Below are 18,488 nucleotides of genomic sequence, written 5' to 3'. Positions count from 1 at the left end.
CGTCAACACCATTCGTCAACATGACCACTTGACGTCACCGCCGGCTCCGGGAGCGCCCCCGGAGCCGGCGGTGACGTGCGCGACGGGCCGGCACCCCTGGTCAAGCAGGTGCCAACTCGTGGCGATCGTCGCGCTTTGACCCTTTCGCGCCCCTGTTCGGGCTCCCCCGTGCGGCTGTTACGCCCTTGACAGACGGGTACTTGACCTCCGACACATCCCGCCGTCTGCGGCGGATTGTGTTGCTGCGGACCGCCGACACGCCATAGAGTCGCCAATCATCGGCATGGTGCCACGCTGACCTGTCTAGAAGTTTCCTGGTCACCAAGGAGGTAGGACGACTTGTGAATGAGTCGACATTTACTCCCGAGGGTGGTCGACCAGGGATGCCTTCGCGGGGCCAAGGCCCCTCGGGACTCAAGGCCGTCGGCTCCGTCGCTGTCCAGACTTTCGCAGCCCACCAGAACCAGGCGAGCATGACAGCCCACCAGAGCATGGACGGCCACCACGCGAACGCCACGGCCGCCGACCGCACGGGCGGCGCAACAGGCCGGCCGGACGACCACGCGGACCCCCACTACGACGGACTCCCCGAGGGGCACTTCTACGACCCCGACGCGGAGTACGAACCCGACCCCGAGTACGCGGCCACCCTCGCGCCCGACGCCGCCCGGCAGCGCCGCGAGCGCATCGGTCCGACCGGACGCCCGCTGCCGTACTTCCCGATCCCCGGACCGGTCACCGAGCACGGCCCGGCGAAGATCATCGCGATGTGCAACCAGAAGGGCGGGGTGGGCAAGACCACCTCGACCATCAACCTGGGGGCAGCGCTCGCCGAGTACGGACGCCGGGTGCTGCTGGTCGACTTCGACCCGCAGGGCGCCCTCTCGGTCGGGCTCGGCGTCAACCCGATGGAGCTGGACCTGACGGTCTACAACCTGCTCATGGAGCGGGGCATGTCGGCGGACGAGGTGCTGCTGAAGACCGCGGTGGCGGGCATGGACCTGCTGCCCAGCAACATCGACCTGTCCGCCGCCGAGGTGCAGCTCGTCAGCGAGGTCGCCCGGGAGTCGACGCTCCAGCGCGCCCTGGCGCCGCTGCTGCCCGACTACGACTTCATCGTCATCGACTGCCAGCCGTCCCTCGGCCTGCTCACCGTCAACGCGCTCACCGCCGCGCACAAGGTGATCGTGCCGCTGGAGTGCGAGTTCTTCGCGCTGCGCGGTGTGGCGCTGCTGACGGAGACGATCGAGAAGGTCCAGGAGCGGCTCAACCCGGAACTGCGGCTCGACGGCATCCTGGCGACGATGTACGACTCGCGCACCGTGCACAGCCGCGAGGTCCTCGCGCGCGTCGTCGAGGCGTTCGACGACAACGTGTACCACACGGTCATCGGGCGCACGGTCCGCTTCCCGGAGACCACGGTCGCCGGAGAACCGATCACCACCTACGCCTCCAACTCCGTCGGCGCCGCCGCCTACCGCCAGCTCGCCAGGGAGGTGCTCGCCCGGTGCCACGCCGAGTGAGTCTCCCGGCAGCCGACGAACTGTTCCGTTCCACCGGGGGGTCCCCGGTCCAGCCGTCGACCCCCCACCAGCACACCGGCGGCGACGCCGCCCCCGCGGCCCCCGCACCCGGCGGGCCGGGCCTCCCGGACGAGCACGCCCCGGCGGGCGGCGGCCCGGAGCGCGCGGCGGACGCCGCCCCGGCCGCGGCCGGCCGCGGCGGACGCGAGCCCCGTCCGGCCCAGGTGCCCGGCCAGGTTCCCGGACGCGTCGGGCAGGAGGCCGCGGAGCGGTCCGCCGCCGGCGGCTCCGCCACCCGCTGCCAGGCCGCCAGGGGCCGTCCGGCAGCGGCCGGCGCGCCCCGGCGCGGCCGGGCCGGGGCCCGCCGGCCCAGCGGACGCGAGCGCCACGACGAGAAGATCACGGTCTACGTCTCCGCGGAGGAGCTGATGGACCTCGAGCACGCCCGGCTGGTGCTCCGCGGCGAGCACGGCCTGGCCGTGGACCGCGGCCGGATCGTCCGCGAGGCGGTCGCGGTGGTCCTGGCCGACCTGGAGGCCCGCGGCGACGCGAGCATCCTCGTGCGCCGCCTGCGCGGGCACTGAACCGCGGGGCGGTAGCCTGCCCGGCGATGCCGACCGCCGACGAACCCGCGCCGAGCCCCCGCCCCCGCCGCCCCCTGGGCCGGGGGCCGGGGGCGGCGCCGTCCGTCCCGGCCGCACCGCCCGAGCCGGTCTCCGTCCCCGAGCCGGTCTCCGTCCCCGAGCCGGTCTCCGCGGCCGGAGCACCCCGGGAACCGGCCGGCGGCGTCGGGGACCCCCGGGCCGGGGAGACGGGAGGGGCCGCAGCGGACGGCGGTCCGCGGGAGGCCGGCGGGGAGCCGGGCGGCAGCCGCTTCACGGTCGTCCTGGACAACTTCGAGGGCCCCTTCGACCTCCTCCTCCAGCTGATCTCCAAGCACAGGCTGGACGTCACCGAGGTGGCGCTGTCGAAGGTCACCGACGAGTTCATGGCCCACATCCGCGCCATGGGGCCCGACTGGGACCTCGACCAGACCACCGAGTTCCTGGTCGTCGCCGCCACCCTGCTCGACCTCAAGGCGGCCCGGCTGCTGCCCGCCGCCGAGGTGGAGGACGAGGCCGACCTCGCGCTGCTGGAGGCACGCGACCTGCTCTTCGCCCGGCTGCTGCAGTACCGCGCGTACAAGCGGGCCGCCGCGGTCTTCGAGGAGTGCCTGGCCGCCGAGGACCGCCGCCACCCCCGCACGGTCGGCCTGGAGCCGCACCACGCCGAACTGCTGCCCGAGGTGGTCATCGGCATCGGTCCCGAGGGCTTCGCACGGCTCGCGGTCAGGGCGATGCAGCCCAGACCGGAACCGCAGGTGTACGTCGACCACATCCACGCCCCGCTGGTCAGCGTCCGCGAGCAGGCGCGGATCGTGGCGGCCCGGCTGCGGGAGACGGGCGAGGCGAGCTTCGCGGAGCTCACCGGGGACGCCCCCGACACCCTCACCGTCGTCGCCCGCTTCCTGGCCCTGCTGGAGCTGTACCGGGAGCGGGCCGTCGTCCTCGACCAGAGCGAGGCGCTGGGCACCCTCACCGTGCGCTGGGCCGGCGGCGAGGGGGCGGTTCCCCAGGTCACCGACGAGTTCGACGCGCACGACGGAGGGGGACGGACGCGAGGAGAGGACGCCAAGGGATGAGTGCGAACCCCCCGGACCCCGGGACCCCACCGGACGGGGCCGGAGCCGCCGCCCCCCACCCGCCGGCCGGCGCGTCCGCCGTCGCCGGGTTGGACCTCAAACCGGCCCTGGAGGCCGTCCTGATGGTCGTCGACGAGCCGGCCACCGAGGAGCACCTGGCCAAGGTCCTCCAGCGCCCCCGCCGGGCCGTCGCCGTGGCGCTGCGCGAGCTGTCCGAGGAGTACACCCGCCAGGGCCGCGGCTTCGACCTGCGGCTGGTCGCGGGCGGCTGGCGGTTCTACACCCGCCCCGAGTACGCCGACGCGGTCGAGGGCTTCGTCCTGGACGGCCGGCAGGCCCGGCTCACCCAGGCCGCGCTGGAGACCCTGGCCGTGGTCGCCTACCGGCAGCCGGTCAGCCGCTCGCGGGTCTCGGCCGTGCGCGGAGTGAACTGCGACGGGGTCATGCGCACCCTCCTCCAGCGGGGTCTGGTCGAGGAGGCGGGCACGGAACCCGAGACAGGTGCGATCCTGTACAGGACGACGAACTACTTCCTGGAGCGGATGGGCCTGCGCGGCCTGGACGAGCTTCCGGAGCTGGCGCCCTTCCTCCCCGAGGCGGACGCCGTCGAGGCCGAGAGCCAGGAGGGCGTGCCGTCGTTCGACGTCGACGACGACCACGGCGGCGACGGCCACGGTGGCAGCGGCGACCGGGCCGCCGGCGCCGGCGGCGGATCCCAGCCCTAGAGACAGTTAGACGGAAACCTTGATGCGAAGCAGCGGCAGGAACAGCAACCGGAACTACCGGGGCGCGGGCAACAGCCGCGACGACAGGCAGAAGCGCGCGGGCCGTCCCCGCCCCGAGGAGCGCACGTACGACGTGGGGGCCGGCGGGCAGGACCGGGCCGGCAAGCCCGGCAAGCCCGGCAAGCCCGGCAAGCCCAAGGGGGCCGCCGGGGGCAGGGCCGGAGCCAAGGCAGGCCCCAGGACGGGCCCCAAGGCAGGCCCCGGGACGGGCGCAGGCCCGAGGACGGGCTCCAAGGCAGGCCCGAGGACGGGCCCCAAGGCCGCCGGCGGCAGGGGCGCGGACCGCGGGGACAGCCGCGGGCGCCCCGCCCCGGCGCGCCCCCGCGAGTACGAGGCCCAGGTCGAGGAGCGCAACCGCGCCCGGCACGCCAAGCCGCCGCTGAAGCTCCCCAAGACCTTCGGGGAGCCGGAGGGCGAGCGGCTGCAGAAGGTCCTGGCCCGGGCCGGGATGGGGTCGCGCCGCGCCTGCGAGGAGCTGATCGACCAGCGCCGCGTGGAGGTCAACGGGAAGGTCGTCACCGAGCAGGGCCTGCGCGTGGACCCGGAGAAGGACGAGATCAAGGTCGACGGGCTGACGATCGCCACCCAGTCCTACCTCTTCTTCGCGCTCAACAAGCCCGCCGGCGTCGTCTCCTCCATGGAGGACCCCGAAGGCCGGCAGTGCCTGGGCGACTACGTGACCAACCGCGAGACCCGGCTGTTCCACGTCGGACGCCTGGACACCGAGACCGAGGGCCTGATCCTGCTCACCAACCACGGCGAGCTGGCCCACCGCCTCACCCACCCCCGCTACGGCGTGACGAAGACCTACCTGGCCGCCATCCAGGGCCCCATCCCGCGCGACCTGGGCAAGCAGCTCAAGGAGGGCGTGCAGCTGGAGGACGGCTACGCCCGGGCCGACCACTTCAAGGTGGTGGAGAACACCGGCAAGAACTACCTCGTCGAGGTCTCCCTCCACGAGGGTCGCAAGCACATCGTCCGCCGCATGCTCGCGGAGGCCGGCTTCCCGGTCGACAAGCTGGTCCGCACCCGCTTCGGCCCCATCGCCCTCGGCGACCAGAAGTCCGGCTGGCTGCGCCGCCTGACCAACACCGAGGTCGGCATGCTCATGCGGGAGGTCGGCCTCTAGGCCGCCGCCCGCCGCGGACGACCACCCGCCCCGGCCGCGGGGAACTCCCCGCGGCCGGGGCGGGCGGGGCGGCCGCCGGACCGGGCCCCGCCCACCTGCCCGGACCGCACCCCGTGCCCACCCGGCGCCACGCGGCCGCCCGCGGGACGGCAGGGGCGCCCGTCTCGCAGAACGGGCGGCGGACACGGCGGCCGTCCGGCGCATCTACGCTGGTGGGCAGCAGTCGTGACAGACCGGCGGCGCGCGGTCCAGGGACGCGGGCCGCGGACGCAGGGGAGCGAACAGGTGGCGGTACGAGCGGTGCGGGGCGCCGTCCAGTTGGACCGGGACGAGGCCGGCCACATGAACGAGAAGGTGGCGGAGCTGCTCACCGCCGTCCTGGAGCGCAACGCGCTGACGGCCGACGACCTGATCAGCGTCTGGTTCACCGCCACCCCCGACCTGCACAGCGACTTCCCGGCCGCCGCGGCCCGCAAGCTCGGCATCGTGGACGTGCCGCTGATCTGCGCGCAGGAGTTGGACGTCGCCGGCGCCATGCCGCGCGTGGTCCGCGTCCTCGCCCACATCGAGACCGACCTGGCCAGGTCCGAGGTCTCCCACGTCTACCTCGGCGCCGCCGCGGCCCTGCGCAAGGACATCGCGCAGTGAGGACGGCGCTGGTCATCGGCACCGGGCTGATCGGGACGTCCGTCGCGCTGGCCCTGTCCGGGCGCGGGGTACGGGTGCACCTGGAGGACCGCGACCCCGCCCAGGCCCGCACCGCCGCCGCCCTGGGCGCCGGCACCGACCGCGCCCCCGAGGACCGGGTGGACCTGGCCGTGGTGGCCGTGCCGCCCGCCCACATCCCCGCCACCGTCGCCGAGGCGCAGCGCCGGGGCGGCACCGGGTGCGCCCGGGGCTACATCGACGTCGGCAGCGTCAAGGGCGGGCCGCGCCGGAAGGCCGAGGCCCTGGGCTGCGACCCGGCCACCTACCTGGGCACCCACCCGATGTCCGGGCGGGAGACCTCCGGCCCGCTGGCCGCCACCGCCGACCTCTTCGAGGGGCGCCCCTGGGTGCTCACCCCCACCGCCGAGACCGACACCGAGGTGCTCAACCTGGCGCTGGAGCTGATCTCGCTGTGCCGGGCCGTGCCCGTGGTGATGGACGCCGACGCCCACGACCGGGCCGTCGCGCTGGTCTCGCACACCCCCCAGCTGCTGTCCAGCATGGTCGCCGCCCGCCTGGAGGGCGCGGACGAGACGGCCGTGCGGCTGTGCGGGCAGGGGATCCGCGACGTGACGCGGATCGCCGCCTCCGACCCGGGCATGTGGATCGACATCCTCTCCGCCAACCCCGGGCCCGTGGCCGACGTGCTGGCCGCCGTGGCCGAGGACCTCCAGGGGACGGTCCGGTCCCTGCGCGCGCTGCAGTCCGCCGACGACGCCGAGCGCACCGGGGGAGTGGCGGGCATCGAGGACGTGCTGCGCCGCGGCAACAGCGGCCGGGCCCGCATCCCGGGCAAGCACGGGCAGGCCCCCGCCGTGTACGAGACCGTCGCGGTGCTCATCGGCGACCGGCCCGGCGAGCTGGCCCGGATCTTCGCCGACGCCGGGCAGGCCGGGGTCAACATCGAGGACGTCCGCATCGAGCACGCCACCGGTCAGCAGGCCGGCCACGTCCAGCTCATGGTCGAGCCGAGCGCCGCCCCCGTCCTGACGGCGGCGCTGCGCGAGCGGGGCTGGGCCATCCGGCAGCAGTAGGGGGCGCCCGCCGGCGGTAGCCTGGTGCCGGGCGGGCGGCCGCCCGGCGGCCCCCGCGTCCGGCGTCCCGTGCGGCCGTCGCGCGCCCGCGACGACATCCGTGTTCCGAGCAGTACGAGAAAGGTGCCCGACACCGTGGCAGCAACCTCCCGGCAGGCGTCCTCCGTGTCCCCGGACGCCCCGGTTCCCGTCATCGTCGCCATCGACGGACCGTCCGGCACGGGCAAGTCGAGCACCTCGCGTGCCGTCGCGGCGAAGCTCGGCCTGAGCTACCTGGACACCGGCGCGCAGTACCGCGCGATCACCTGGTGGATGCTCACCCACGGCATCGACGTCGACGACGCCGCGGCCGTGGCCGCCGCCGCCGACCGCCCCGAGATCCTCTCCGGCACCGACCCGGCCGACCCCACCATCACCGTGGACGGCACGGACGCCTCCGGACCGATCCGCACCCAGGAGGTCACCGCCGCGGTCAGCGCCGTCAGCGCGGTCCCCGAGGTGCGCGCCCGGATCACCGAGCTCCAGCGCGCCATCGCCGCCGGCGCGCCCACCGGCATCGTCGTCGAGGGCCGGGACATCGGCACCACGGTCCTGCCCGACGCCGACCTGAAGGTCTTCCTGACGGCCTCGCCCGAGGCCCGCGCCGCCCGCCGCGGCGGCGAGCTGAAGGGCAACGGCGAGCAGGGCGTCGACCTGGAGGCCACCCGCGAGGCGCTGCTCCGGCGGGACGCCGCCGACTCCACCCGCAAGACCTCCCCGCTGAAGAAGGCGGACGACGCGGTCGAGGTGGACACCACCGAGCTCACCCTGGAGCAGGTCGTCGAGTGCGTCGTCACCCTGGTCGAAGAGAAGCAGCAGGCCAGGTGAGCGGAGCGGACGGAGGCACCGCGCGCGGACGCGGCGCTGCGCCCGGCGCCCGCGCCGGCTCCGGTGCGCCAAAGGCGCCCAGCGCGCGCGGCGCGGCGGTCGGGCGCCGCATCGGACTGGCCCTGATGCACGGGCTGTGGCGGCCCAGGGTGCTGGGCGCCTGGCGGGTCCCGGCCACCGGCCCGGTCATCCTCGCCGTCAACCACGCCCACGCCGTGGACGGTCCGATGCTGATGGGGACGGCGCCGCGCCCGGTGCACTTCCTGATCAAGAAGGAGGCGTTCACCGGGCCGCTCGACCCCTTCCTGCGCGGCATCGGCCAGATCGCGGTGGACCGGACCACGGCCGACCGCCGGGCGATCACCGGGGCGCTGGCGGTGCTGGAGCACGGCGGGGTGCTGGGGATCTTCCCCGAGGGCACCCGGGGCGAGGGCGACTTCGCCTCCCTGCGCTCGGGGCTGGCCTACTTCGCCGTGCGGTCGGGCGCGCCCGTGGTGCCTGTGGCGGTGCTGGGCACCGCCACGGCCCGCAGCCGGGCCGTCCCCGCACTGCCCCCGCTGCGCGGCCGCGTCGACGTCGTCTTCGGCGAGCCCTTCGCGGCGGGGGACGGCGGCGGCCGGCGGACCAGGGCGGCGCTGGACGAGGCGACGGTGCGCGTCGGGGAGCGGCTGGCGTCCCACCTGGCCGAGGCCCGGCGCGTCACCGGGCACGCTTAGGGGACACTGGAACCTTCGCACCCGTGCGCACGGCGCCCCGCGCCGGCCGCCCCGGCACCGCCGCGGGCCGGGGCGGCGCGGGGCGCCCCGCGGACACACCGACACACGGACACACGAGGACAGGACTTCATGAACGAGCAGGACCACACCGGCGACGGGCACGGGCACGGTGAGCTCGGCGACGCCGAGTACGCGGAGTTCATGGAGCTCGCCGCGCAGGAGGGGTTCGACGCCGAGGACGTCGAGGGGGCGCTGAGCGAGGCCGGGCACGGCCCGCTGCCGGTGCTGGCCGTCGTCGGCCGCCCCAACGTCGGCAAGTCGACCCTGGTCAACCGCATCCTCGGCCGCCGCGAGGCCGTCGTGGAGGACCGCCCGGGCGTCACCCGGGACCGGGTCACCTACGAGGCCGAGTGGGCGGGCCGCCGCTTCAAGGTGGTCGACACCGGCGGCTGGGAGCAGGACGTCCTGGGCATCGACGCCTCCGTGGCGGCCCAGGCGGAGTTCGCGATCGAGGCCGCCGACGCGGTGGTCTTCGTCGTGGACGCCACCGTGGGCGCGACCGACACCGACGAGGCCGTGGTGCGGCTGCTGCGCAAGTCGGGCAAGCCCGTGGTGCTGTGCGCCAACAAGGTGGACGGCCCCTCCGGCGAGGCCGACGCAGCCCTGCTGTGGTCGCTGGGCCTGGGCGAGCCGCACCCGGTCTCCGCCCTGCACGGCCGGGGCACCGGCGACCTGCTGGACGAGGTGCTGGAGGTGCTGCCCGAGGCCCCGCCGCAGACCTTCGGCACCGGCCCCGGCGGCCCCCGCCGCGTGGCGCTGATCGGCCGGCCGAACGTGGGCAAGTCCTCCCTGCTGAACAAGGTGGCGGGCGAGGAGCGGGTGGTCGTCAACGAGCTGGCGGGCACCACGCGCGACCCGGTCGACGAGCTGATCGAGCTCGGCGGGAAGACGTGGAAGTTCGTCGACACCGCCGGCATCCGGCGCCGGGTCCACCTGACCGAGGGCGCCGACTACTACGCCTCGCTGCGGACGGCCGCCGCGCTGGAGAAGGCCGAGGTCGCGGTCGTCCTCATCGACGTCAGCGAGCCGATCAGCGTGCAGGACACCCGCATCATCACGATGGCGGTCGACGCCGGGCGCGCGCTGGTCCTGGCCTTCAACAAGTGGGACACCCTCGACGAGGAGCGCCGCTACTACCTGGAGCGCGAGATCGAGACCGACCTCGGCCAGGTGAAGTGGGCGCCGCGGGTCAACGTCTCGGCGCGGACCGGCCGCCACATGGAGAAGCTGGTGCCGGCGATCGAGACGGCCCTGGCCGGCTGGGAGACCCGGGTGCCCACCGGGCGGCTCAACGCCTTCCTGGGCGAGCTGGTCGCCGCCCACCCGCACCCCGTCAGGGGCGGCAAGCAGCCGAGGATCCTCTTCGGCACGCAGGCGGGCACCCGCCCGCCGCGCTTCGTGCTGTTCGCCTCCGGCTTCCTGGAGGCGGGCTACCGCCGCTTCATCGAGCGGCGGCTGCGCGAGGAGTTCGACTTCGAGGGCACGCCGATCCACATCTCGGTGCGGGTGCGGGAGAAGCGCGGCCGCAAGAAGTAGCGGTGACGCAGCGGGAGGGGCGGTGCGGTCGTGGGATCACGACCGCACCGCCCCTCCCGCTGCGTGCCGCCGGGGCCGGCCGCTCCCGTGCCGCGCGGAGGCCGCGCCCCGGGGGGCGCGGCCTCACCGGCCGTAGGCGCGGCCGTCGCGCCGGGCGGGCGGCAGGACGGCCGGGAGCACGGCGGGGAGGGAGCCGCCGTGGTGTGTCCCGCTCCAGTGGGCGGTCCCGGTGCCGAAGCCCGTGAACCGCAGCTCCTCCTCGCCGGTCCGGTCCCCGGGGAGGGCCCGGAACAGCCGCCGGTACTCGGCGTACAGCGCGTCGTAGATCGGAGTGGCCGGGAAGCGGCCCTGACCCGACATGGGCTCGTGGGGGGCGCGCATCCCCGGGATCTGGCCCCGGTTGAGGTGCGCGTTGTGGTGGCGGGAAGGTTCGTAAGGCTGCACGTGAGTGCCAACGATCACGCCGCCCGGCGGATGCGGGCCCAGGTGGGGGAAACGGGAGCGCGGGTGCTCAGGAGGTGCCCGCCAGCGGCATGACGGCGCCCACCAGGACCCCGCTCGCGGCGGCCTTCTCCAGCGCCTCGCGGAGCAGGTCCTCGCGCGGCTGCTGGCCGATGGTGCCGGCCGGGGCCGCGTAGACGTGGACGGTGTGGGTGCGGTTGGCGGCCGTGCGCCACTCGTCGGTGACCGGCAGCGGCTGGTGCGCCTGCCACCAGGACGTCTGGCGGCCGCCGGCCGGCCCCGGCTGGAGGATGGCGTGGAGCTTCCCCACGGCGAGCAGAACGGACCAGCCGGCGATCGGCAGGGGGGCCCGGGAGACGTCGTTGACCGGGATGAAGCCCTGCTCGATGAGCAGGGGGAGGAACTCGTCCGACGTCCCCCGGGAGCCGGGACGGGCGATGGGGGCGGTGGGCTCGACCACGAGCGCGGGGTGGAGCTGGTCGCCGACGAGCACCTGGCCGCAGGTGACGCCCAGGACCGCCTGGCGGGGAGCGGTGGCGGGACCGGCGGGCGCGCCGGCCGGGGGACCGGCCGGCGCCGGGACGCCGAGGGGCGGCACGGGCACGCCGGCCCGTTCGCCGGTGCCGGTGATGGTGCGCACGGCGTCTTGGAGCTGCTCCTCCGAGACCTGGACGACCTGCGACGACAGGCAGCTCGCGTGGGCGAAGGCGAGGACGGCCGTCTCGTCGCCGACGAAGAGCACGGTGCTGGTGGGCTCCTGCTCCGGATCGCCGGGGGCGCGGCAGGAGGTGCAGTCGTAGCTGCCGGGGGCGCTGTCGCCGGCGATCAGCCGGGCGGCCTCCTCCTCGCCGATCTCGGCGCGGACGTCGTCGCTGACATCGAGCATGGGGGACAAGGGTGAACTCCTGGCGTTCGGTTCCGGTTCACATGCACAACGGGGGACCGGACCCCCGGTCACGCGCTGGGGGGAGTGAGGCAGCGTTCCAGGGGGCGTTAACAGGAACGTGCGCCGGTGCGTCCCACCATCCGCCCACAGGCCGCAGGACGGCCCGCGGGGCGGCCCGGCGCGGGCGTGCGGACCGCCGCGCGCCTCCGCCGACCGGGTGGGCGCCCGGCCCGCCCCTGGCGCGTTGGCGTCGGCGGAACGGCGGCCCGGACCTAGCGTGGAGCAGTGCCGCACACGTCTCCCCGCTCCCGCACCGGGCCCCGCCCGGCGCGCGCCGCGCCGTCCCCTCCCCGGCCCCGGACGGGGCGCCGAGGGGCCGGACGGGGACCGGAACCGGGCGCGGACGCGGTACGGTCCGTCGGCGCCGCCGGAGCGCATCGCACCGGCGCGCCCGAGGACACGGGGACCACCGAGGGGGCCCGACGGGCCTGCGGTGACCGGTGAGCGGGACCGCGGCCGGGGGCGCCCCCCGGTGCGGACGCCCGCACCACCGGTGACGCCGGTCCGCCGGGACCGCCGGCGGACGTCCCCGGCGACCACGCACTGACCCCAAGGGGCGCCGCCGCCCCGCCCGCCGTCCCGCCCGCCGTCCCGCCCGCCGGGGCGGCCGCGGGACGGCGGGCGGGACGGCGCGCGCACCGGCGAAGACGAACGGAGGACACGCCCGAGCTGCCCCACGCCCGGCCAGGGCCGCCCGGCTCCGGCCGGGACGGACCGGAACCGCCGCGGACGCACGGAGGGACCACCGAGTTCCCGGAGAACGCTCACGATGAGCGAACCGTTCGAGTACAAGGTGGTCAAGCGGCCCAACCGGCCGCGGCCGCCGGCGGTCCTACCGGAGGGAACGCGGAACTCCGGGATCCCGGCGACGGGGCGGCGCACCGGCGCGCCTCCGTGGAACATGGAGACGGATGCATATCTCTTTCCTGCTGCATCACGGGTACGGCATCGGTGGAACGATCCGCACCACGTTCAACCTGGCGTGCGCGCTCGCGGAGCAGCACGACGTCGAGATCGTCTCGGTGTTCCGGCACCGCGACCGCCCCGTCTTCGACCTGGCGCCCGGCGTGCGCCTGCGGCACCTGGTGGACCTGCGCAGACACAGCCCGGACTACGACGGGGACGACCCCGAACACGCCCGGCCCTCGCGGCTGTTCCCGCGCGCCGACGGCAACTACCGCAAGTACAGCGCGCTCACCGACCGCCGGATCGGCGAGCACCTGGCCGGCACCGACGCCGACGTCGTCATCGGGACCCGCCCGGGCCTCAACACGATGCTCGCCACCCGGACCAGGCCCGGCCCGGTCCGCTTGGGGCAGGAGCACCTGACGCTCGCCACCCACTCGCGCGCCCTGCGGCTGACCCTGCGCGGGGTCTACCCGCGCCTGGACGCCCTGACCACCGTCACCGAGGCCGACGCCCGCGACTACCGCCGCATGATGCGCCTGCCCGGCGTGCGGGTGCAGTCGGTGCCCAACGGCGTGCCGGCCCCCAAGGTGCCGCCCGCCGACGGCACCGGCAAATGGGTGGTGGCCGCCGGGCGGCTGGCCCCGGCCAAGCGCTACGACGTGCTGCTGAGAGCCTTCGCCAGGGTCGTCGAGGAGCGGCCCGACTGGCGGCTGAGGCTCTACGGCGGGGGGCGCGAGGAGGCGAGGCTGCGGGCCCTGGTCGAGGAGCTGGGCCTGTACAACCACGTGTTCCTCATGGGCCCCGCCCACCCCATCGAGGCCGAGTGGGTCAAGGGCTCGGTCGCCGCCGTCACCTCCAGCCTGGAGTCCTTCGGCATGACGATCGTGGAGGCGATGCGCTGCGGCCTGCCCGTGGTGGCCACCGCCTGCCCGCACGGACCGGGCGAGATCATCGCCGACGGGGTCGACGGGCGGCTGGTGCCCACCGGGGACGTCGGCGCCATCGCCGGTGCCCTGCTGGAACTGATCAACGACGACGACCTGAGGCAGCGGATGGGGCGGGCCGCGATCGCGGACGCCGCGCGCTACGACCCCGCGCGGATCGGCGAGATGTACTCGTCGCTCTGCGAGGAGCTCGTCGCACGCGGCGGACGGAGCGGCGTCGGACGGCTGCGCTCCTCCCTGCACCGCGCCCGGGGAGCCCTGCTCGGCGGCGCGTACGCCACCAAGGACGCCCTGGCCCGCACCCGCGGGGGCGCCCTGAGAGGAGGAAAGACCGCATGACCGCGACCACCCGCAGACCCGCCGACACATCCGAGACCTCCGGAGCCGAGGCGCCGCGCGCCGACTGCACGGCGGACAGCGCGGGCGGCCTCAGCTTCGACGTCGGGGTGCCCGGTGTCGCCGAGCGGTGGGACGCAGCCCTGCTGCTGCGCCTGCGCGGATCGGAGCCCGAGGAGTCGGTGCGGCTGCCGCTCGTACCGCTCGCCGGCCGGGCCGAGGGCACTGTGCTGCGTGCCGCCCTGCCCAGCACGGTACCGCTGGCGGAGGGGCGCTGGGACGTGTACCTGGCGCTGGGCGAGGACGAGCCGCGCCGGCTGCTGCCCGGGTGCAACGACCTGCGCTCGCTGATGGACCGCGTCCCGCGCACCGACCGCACCTGGCTGGGGGTGCGCATCCCCTACGCCACCAAGTACGGCAACCTCTCGGTCCGCTCCTGGCTGCGCTGGCCGCACGCGGAGGCGGGGGAGGTGTGGCCCGCGGACGGCGGCGTGACGGTGCACGGACGGCTGTACGGGGCCGCCCTCGCCCCGGACGCCCGGCTGGAGGCCCGCCCCCGGGGGCGGGCGGGCACGGCGACCGGGCCGGTGGTCACCGCCGCGCTCACCGTGCTGGAGGGGCAGGCCGAGGGGCACGGCTTCACGGCGCGGCTGGACTACGGCGACCTGCTCCGCGCGGCGGCGGAGGAGGACGAGTGGAGGCTGTGGCTGCATCCCGGCGGGGAGGCCGAGCCGGTGCGGCTGGCCCGCATCCTCGACGACATCGCCGACAAGGCGAAGGTGCTGCGCTATCCGGCGCTGCCCGTCGGCCCCGCCGGCGACGGGGCGGCGGCGGACGACGGGGCGGCGGACGGGGACGCCGGAGCGCCCGCGGGGGGCGGGGGCGGCACGGACGGAAGCGGGACGGTGTGGGCCCGCCCCTACTACACCGGCTCCAACGACCTGGCGGTGCGGCTGGAGCCGACCCCGCCGGCGGGCGGCTGACGGGTGCGGGTCCGCCCGGGCGGACCCGCACCCGGGGCGGCGGCCACCGGGGATGACAGACTCGGTCGCATGCTGGAGACATCGGCACGACTGCTGCGGCTGCTCTCCCTGCTCCAGGCCCACCGCGAGTGGACCGGCGCGGAGCTGGCCGGACGCCTCGGGGTGACCCCGCGGACGGTGCGCCGCGACGTGGACCGGCTGCGGACCCTGGGCTACCCGGTCCACTCCACCACCGGGACGGCCGGAGGCTACCGGCTCGGCGCGGGCGCGCAGCTGCCGCCCCTGCTCCTGGACGACGACGAGGCGGTGGCCGTCGGCGTCGGCCTGCGCACCGCCGCGGCGGGGGGCGCGGTGCGGGGCATGGAGGAATCCTCGGTACGGGCCCTGGCCAAGCTCGAGCAGGTGCTGCCGCACCGGCTGCGGCGGAGGGTGGGCGCGCTGGCCGCCTTCACGGACCCCATCGGCGGACGGGGACCGGCCGTGGACGTGGAGACCATCACCGAACTGGTGGCCGCCTGCCGGGACCGCCTGCGGGTCCGCTTCGCCTACCGGGGCCACGACGGGACGTCCTCGCGGCGCGACGCCGAGCCCTACCGGCTGGTGTACGGCGGCCGCCGCTGGTACCTGGTGGCCTGGGACACCGGCCGCGCCGACTGGCGCACCTTCCGCGTCGACCGCGTCGCCCTCTCCCCGCCGCACGGGCCGCGCTTCACCCCCCGCGAGCCGCCCGCCGACGACTGGGGGACCTACGTCTCCGAGGGCATCTCCACCGGGGCGTACCGGGAGCGGGCCACCGTGCTCCTGCACGCGCCGGCCGAGCGGGTGGCCGAGAGGACCACGCCCGCGGCGGGCGTGCTGGAACCGGTCGACGAGCACACCTGCCTGCTGCGCACCGGCGCCCACTCGCTGGAGGAGCTGGCCTACCACGTCCTGGCGCTGGGGTTCGACTTCGAGGTGCGCTCCCCCGACGCGCTGGTGCGGCACATGGAGGCGCTGGCCGAGCGCCTGGCGCGGGCGGTGGCGGCGGGCCGGGCCGGCGGCGGGAGCTGAGGGGCCGAGAGGACGGGGGAGGGGCCGCGCGGGTCAGCCGGCGCGGCGGAGTCCGCCGGCCTCCGGCTCCCCGTCCCCGGCGGGTCCGTCCCCGCCGTGCGCGGCGGCGCCGCCGTCGATCTCGATGCCCATCGTCACCGAGCGCTGGAAGTCCGCCAGGTCCAGCCGCGCGCGGCGGGCCCGCAGGCGCCGCAGGAGCCCGGTTCCGGTCGGCAGTCCCGCCGAGCGCGGGCGGCACTCCAGGACCAGCAGTACGCGGGTCAGGTTCTCGGCCAGCCCGTGGAAGGTCGCCGTGCCCCTGGCCGTCTCCCGGGCGGTGCCGGCGGTCCAGGAGACGAGGTCGTCGGTGATCCGCTCGGTGACGCGCACCGTCCGGCCGGGGGCGGGCCACAGCAGCCGACCGCCGCGCGGCCCGTCGCCGGAGCCGCCGGACTCCAGGAAATCCAGCCACCGGTCGTAGGCCTCGCGCACCGGCACGCCGACGTCGACGGACTCGCCCACCGTCACGTGCCGCCGCGCGCCGCCCAGGCGCGCCGTGAGGCCGCCGGCCCCGCGGGTACCGGCGGCCAGCAGCGAGCGGGCGCGTGCCGCGGCCCGGCCGCCGGCCGCCTCGGCGAGACGGCCGGCGGCCGGGCCGCGGGCGAGGGCCTTCCGCAGGCCGACGCCGTCAGTCACGGCGGCTGCCTCCCGTGCGCTTGCCCCCGCCGGCGTTCCCCGCCGTCTTCTCGGCGGTGCCGGCGGCCTTGCCGGCCGCGCCCCCCGCCGTCCTGCGCGAGGAGGACGAGGGCTTCCGGGACGGGGCCGTCTTCTTCCCCGCGGAGGCGGCCTTCTTCGCCGGTGCGCGGCCGGAGGCGGCCTTCTTGGCGGTGCCGGACGCACCGGACGCCTTCCGGGAGCGGCCGGAGGCCGAACCGCCCGTGCGGGAAGGGCTGTCACCGCCGCTCCCGGTGTCCCCGGTGTCCTCGGTGTTCCCGCTGTCCTCGGTGTTCCCCTCGGCCTCCCCGGCCGTCGCGTCCGCGTCGCCGCCCCTCCTCCAGGGCAGCGCGCCGAGCCTCCCGCGCACACCGTCGGACGAGGCGCCGGAGAGCGGGGAGGCCAGGGCCCCGGCAGCCCCCCGGACGTTCTCCCGCAGCCTGTCGGTGGTCCCGGCCAGCCGGGGGGTCCTCTCCTTGAGCTGCGCACCGAGCCGGGACGGGTCCACGCCCAGGCGCCTGCCCACCACCGCACCGGCCGCCCCGAGCGGCAGTCCCAGTTTCCTCGTGCTGCCCACCACGTAGCCCGTGGCGAAGGCCAGCGCCACGGCCGACCCGTTCACCGACCGGCCGGCCGACCGGTTCGTCCACCGGTTCGTCATCTCAGTACTCTCCTTGGTCTTGCCGCCGCCGCTCCTGCACGGCCTGGAGCCGGTCGAGCAACTCGTCCTCCCGGCGGTCGAACTCCTCCTCGCCGATCAGCCCTTCGTCCAACTGCCGTGACAGCTCCTGGAGTTCGCGCTGGATCGCCGACGGGTCGTAGTACTGCCGCTCCGCTTCCGCCACCACCTGCCGCAGCACCCATCCGGCGCCGCGCAGCGGTGCGGCGGGCAGCATCAGGATCTCGCCGATCAGCCCCACGCCGCGCCGCCCCGGTCAGCCGGCCGGGGACGGGGCGGGCTGCCGGGCCTCGTCCTGCACGGGCCGCTCCACGAAGCTGTAGGGCGGCAGCGGACCGGTCGCCCGGATGTCCAGGTGGGGGTTGCCGCGCACCAGTTCCGCGACGGCGGCGGTGAACTCCTCGGACGCGTCGTGGTCCAGGAGGAAGGAGAGGTTGGCCAGCCAGCCGGAGCCGTCCGGTCCGGGCACGCACCGCTTCGCCAGCGGCGCCAGCGTGCTCTCGATCAGGTGGGCGTCCCGCTCCTCGCGTTCGCGCACGGCGGTGGCCAGCATCTCGCCGAGCCGCAGCTTGTCCTCGTGGGAGCCGCCGCCGGAGGCGCGGTTGCGCTGGGCCAGGGCGCGCGCCTCGTCGTCCTCGGACAGGACCAGGCGCAGCACCTCCTCCTCGTGGTGGACGGCCTTGACGTTGTACTCGGAGCGGCCGTCGAGCTCCTCCAACTGCCGCAGGTAGTGGTCGGCGTGGTCGGAGAGGACCCCGCGCACGGTCCCCTCGTCGTCGGAGAGGCTGCCGAAGCGCAGCGGGAGCACCGGGCCCGCGGCGCCGGCCTCGGTCAGCACCCGCTGGTGGGCGAGGAGGTCGCGCCGCTTGGGACGCAGGTCCTCCGGGCAGTCGCTGACGATCGCGGCGAGGCCGCCCTCGCGCACGATCCGCACCTCGCACGGCGGTTCGCCGACGCCGGGTGCCTTCTCGGGCAGCGCGGGGTGGTCCGCGCGCGCCATCCCGTACACGTAGACGCTCACTCGCTCTCCTCCTTGCGGCGGGAGGCGGCGCGGCGCCTGCGGGGCTCCGCCTCCTCCTCCTCGTCGGAGCGGCCCGAGCGGAAGGCGTCGGAGATGCTTTCCGCCGCTCCGGCCAGGGCGCCCCTGGTCTTGCTGCTCGCGCCGCTCTCGGTGGCGTTCTCCAGGACCTCGGGCAGGCCGGGCGACTTCTTCGGCCCGGACTCCAGGTCGAGGCGGTTGCACGCCTCGGCGAACCGCAGGTACGTGTCGACGCTCGCGACCACGACCCGTATGTCCACCTTCAGGATCTCGATGCCGACCAGCGAGACGCGGACGAACGCGTCGATCACCAGTCCGCGGTCCAGGATGAGTTCCAGGACGTCGTAGAGGCCGCTGCTGCCGCCGCCTCCGCCGGAACGTTGTGCGGGAACTGCCGTAGTCATCTAC

20 protein-coding genes are annotated in these 18,488 nt (G+C 75.7%); 13 read left to right on the top strand and 7 right to left on the bottom strand.

The window, feature by feature from the left end:
* Nucleotides 1–383: 383 nt before the first annotated feature.
* The 10 genes from ACFSJS_RS18565 to der all read left to right on the top strand — a co-directional run bounded on the left by ACFSJS_RS18565 (nucleotide 384) and on the right by der (nucleotide 10,039).
* Nucleotides 384–1,523, top strand: coding sequence for a ParA family protein (locus ACFSJS_RS18565; RefSeq protein ID WP_380901748.1), 1,140 nt, complete (start codon nucleotides 384–386; stop codon nucleotides 1,521–1,523).
* The gene (locus tag ACFSJS_RS18560) at nucleotides 1,520–2,107 is read left to right on the top strand and encodes a hypothetical protein (RefSeq protein ID WP_380901746.1); all 588 of its coding nucleotides are present in this window, start codon (nucleotides 1,520–1,522) and stop codon (nucleotides 2,105–2,107) included. The genes ACFSJS_RS18565 and ACFSJS_RS18560 overlap by 4 nt, the downstream gene beginning before the upstream one ends.
* Nucleotides 2,108–2,133: 26 nt before the next feature.
* Nucleotides 2,134–3,204, top strand: a complete 1,071-nt coding sequence (locus ACFSJS_RS18555; protein WP_380901744.1) for a segregation and condensation protein A — start codon at nucleotides 2,134–2,136, stop codon at nucleotides 3,202–3,204.
* Entirely contained in the window at nucleotides 3,201–3,929 is a 729-nt protein-coding gene (gene scpB / locus ACFSJS_RS18550; RefSeq protein WP_380901742.1) for an SMC-Scp complex subunit ScpB, read from the top strand. Before ACFSJS_RS18555 ends, scpB begins: the two co-directional genes overlap by 4 nt.
* A 22-nt stretch (nucleotides 3,930–3,951) precedes the next feature.
* Entirely contained in the window at nucleotides 3,952–5,118 is a 1,167-nt protein-coding gene (locus ACFSJS_RS18545; protein WP_380901813.1) for a pseudouridine synthase, read from the top strand.
* A gap of 285 nt (nucleotides 5,119–5,403) precedes the next feature.
* On the top strand, nucleotides 5,404–5,766 hold the full coding sequence (aroH, locus tag ACFSJS_RS18540) for a chorismate mutase (RefSeq protein WP_380901740.1): 363 nt from the start codon (nucleotides 5,404–5,406) through the stop codon (nucleotides 5,764–5,766).
* The gene (locus tag ACFSJS_RS18535; RefSeq protein WP_380901738.1) at nucleotides 5,763–6,860 is read left to right on the top strand and encodes a prephenate dehydrogenase; all 1,098 of its coding nucleotides are present in this window, start codon (nucleotides 5,763–5,765) and stop codon (nucleotides 6,858–6,860) included. Before aroH ends, ACFSJS_RS18535 begins: the two co-directional genes overlap by 4 nt.
* A gap of 135 nt (nucleotides 6,861–6,995) precedes the next feature.
* Nucleotides 6,996–7,727 (top strand): (d)CMP kinase, encoded by a 732-nt coding sequence (gene cmk, locus ACFSJS_RS18530; protein WP_380901736.1) that lies wholly within the window; start codon nucleotides 6,996–6,998, stop codon nucleotides 7,725–7,727.
* Between the two features lie 125 nt (nucleotides 7,728–7,852).
* A complete protein-coding gene (locus ACFSJS_RS18525; RefSeq protein WP_380901811.1) occupies nucleotides 7,853–8,443 on the top strand; it encodes a lysophospholipid acyltransferase family protein in 591 nt (196 codons plus the stop codon).
* A 129-nt stretch (nucleotides 8,444–8,572) separates the two neighbouring features.
* A complete protein-coding gene (gene der, locus ACFSJS_RS18520; protein WP_380901734.1) occupies nucleotides 8,573–10,039 on the top strand; it encodes a ribosome biogenesis GTPase Der in 1,467 nt (488 codons plus the stop codon).
* 123 nt (nucleotides 10,040–10,162) lie between these two features.
* On the opposite strand, the gene ACFSJS_RS18515 is transcribed toward der, so the two are convergent.
* Nucleotides 10,163–10,483 (bottom strand): hypothetical protein, encoded by a 321-nt coding sequence (locus ACFSJS_RS18515; protein WP_380901732.1) that lies wholly within the window; start codon nucleotides 10,481–10,483, stop codon nucleotides 10,163–10,165.
* A gap of 67 nt (nucleotides 10,484–10,550) precedes the next feature.
* Complete coding sequence (locus ACFSJS_RS18510) at nucleotides 10,551–11,387, bottom strand: hypothetical protein (protein ID WP_380901730.1); 837 nt, start codon at nucleotides 11,385–11,387, stop codon at nucleotides 10,551–10,553.
* A gap of 971 nt (nucleotides 11,388–12,358) precedes the next feature.
* On the opposite strand from ACFSJS_RS18510, the gene ACFSJS_RS18505 reads away from it, so the two are divergent.
* The 3 genes from ACFSJS_RS18505 (at nucleotide 12,359) to ACFSJS_RS18495 (ending at nucleotide 15,669) form a co-directional block, all read left to right on the top strand.
* Nucleotides 12,359–13,639, top strand: a complete 1,281-nt coding sequence (locus tag ACFSJS_RS18505; RefSeq protein ID WP_380901728.1) for a glycosyltransferase family 4 protein — start codon at nucleotides 12,359–12,361, stop codon at nucleotides 13,637–13,639.
* Complete coding sequence (locus ACFSJS_RS18500) at nucleotides 13,636–14,619, top strand: hypothetical protein (protein WP_380901726.1); 984 nt, start codon at nucleotides 13,636–13,638, stop codon at nucleotides 14,617–14,619. Before ACFSJS_RS18505 ends, ACFSJS_RS18500 begins: the two co-directional genes overlap by 4 nt.
* 69 nt (nucleotides 14,620–14,688) lie before the next feature.
* The gene (locus tag ACFSJS_RS18495) at nucleotides 14,689–15,669 is read left to right on the top strand and encodes a helix-turn-helix transcriptional regulator (RefSeq protein ID WP_380901724.1); all 981 of its coding nucleotides are present in this window, start codon (nucleotides 14,689–14,691) and stop codon (nucleotides 15,667–15,669) included.
* Between the two features lie 33 nt (nucleotides 15,670–15,702).
* On the opposite strand, the gene ACFSJS_RS18490 is transcribed toward ACFSJS_RS18495, so the two are convergent.
* The 5 genes from ACFSJS_RS18490 to gvpJ are packed head-to-tail and all read right to left on the bottom strand — an operon-like array spanning nucleotide 15,703 to nucleotide 18,484.
* Nucleotides 15,703–16,344, bottom strand: coding sequence for an SRPBCC family protein (locus tag ACFSJS_RS18490; protein WP_380901722.1), 642 nt, complete (start codon nucleotides 16,342–16,344; stop codon nucleotides 15,703–15,705).
* Nucleotides 16,337–17,023, bottom strand: coding sequence for a hypothetical protein (locus tag ACFSJS_RS18485; RefSeq protein WP_380901720.1), 687 nt, complete (start codon nucleotides 17,021–17,023; stop codon nucleotides 16,337–16,339). Before ACFSJS_RS18485 ends, ACFSJS_RS18490 begins: the two co-directional genes overlap by 8 nt.
* A gap of 1 nt (nucleotide 17,024) precedes the next feature.
* The gene (locus ACFSJS_RS18480) at nucleotides 17,025–17,282 is read right to left on the bottom strand and encodes a gas vesicle protein GvpG (protein ID WP_380901718.1); all 258 of its coding nucleotides are present in this window, start codon (nucleotides 17,280–17,282) and stop codon (nucleotides 17,025–17,027) included.
* 15 nt (nucleotides 17,283–17,297) lie between these two features.
* Nucleotides 17,298–18,062 carry a GvpL/GvpF family gas vesicle protein gene (locus ACFSJS_RS18475; RefSeq protein ID WP_380901716.1) on the bottom strand — a complete coding sequence of 255 codons (765 nt, stop codon included), beginning with the start codon at nucleotides 18,060–18,062 and terminating at the stop codon, nucleotides 17,298–17,300.
* Nucleotides 18,059–18,484 carry a gas vesicle protein GvpJ gene (gene gvpJ / locus ACFSJS_RS18470; protein WP_380901714.1) on the bottom strand — a complete coding sequence of 142 codons (426 nt, stop codon included), beginning with the start codon at nucleotides 18,482–18,484 and terminating at the stop codon, nucleotides 18,059–18,061. The genes ACFSJS_RS18475 and gvpJ overlap by 4 nt, the downstream gene beginning before the upstream one ends.
* Nucleotides 18,485–18,488 lie beyond the last annotated feature (4 nt).

The sequence above is a fragment of the Streptomyces desertarenae genome (genome assembly GCF_042681365.1).
Classification (GTDB): domain Bacteria; phylum Actinomycetota; class Actinomycetes; order Streptomycetales; family Streptomycetaceae; genus Streptomyces; species Streptomyces desertarenae.
This window is presented reverse-complemented; position numbering and strand designations above follow the sequence as displayed.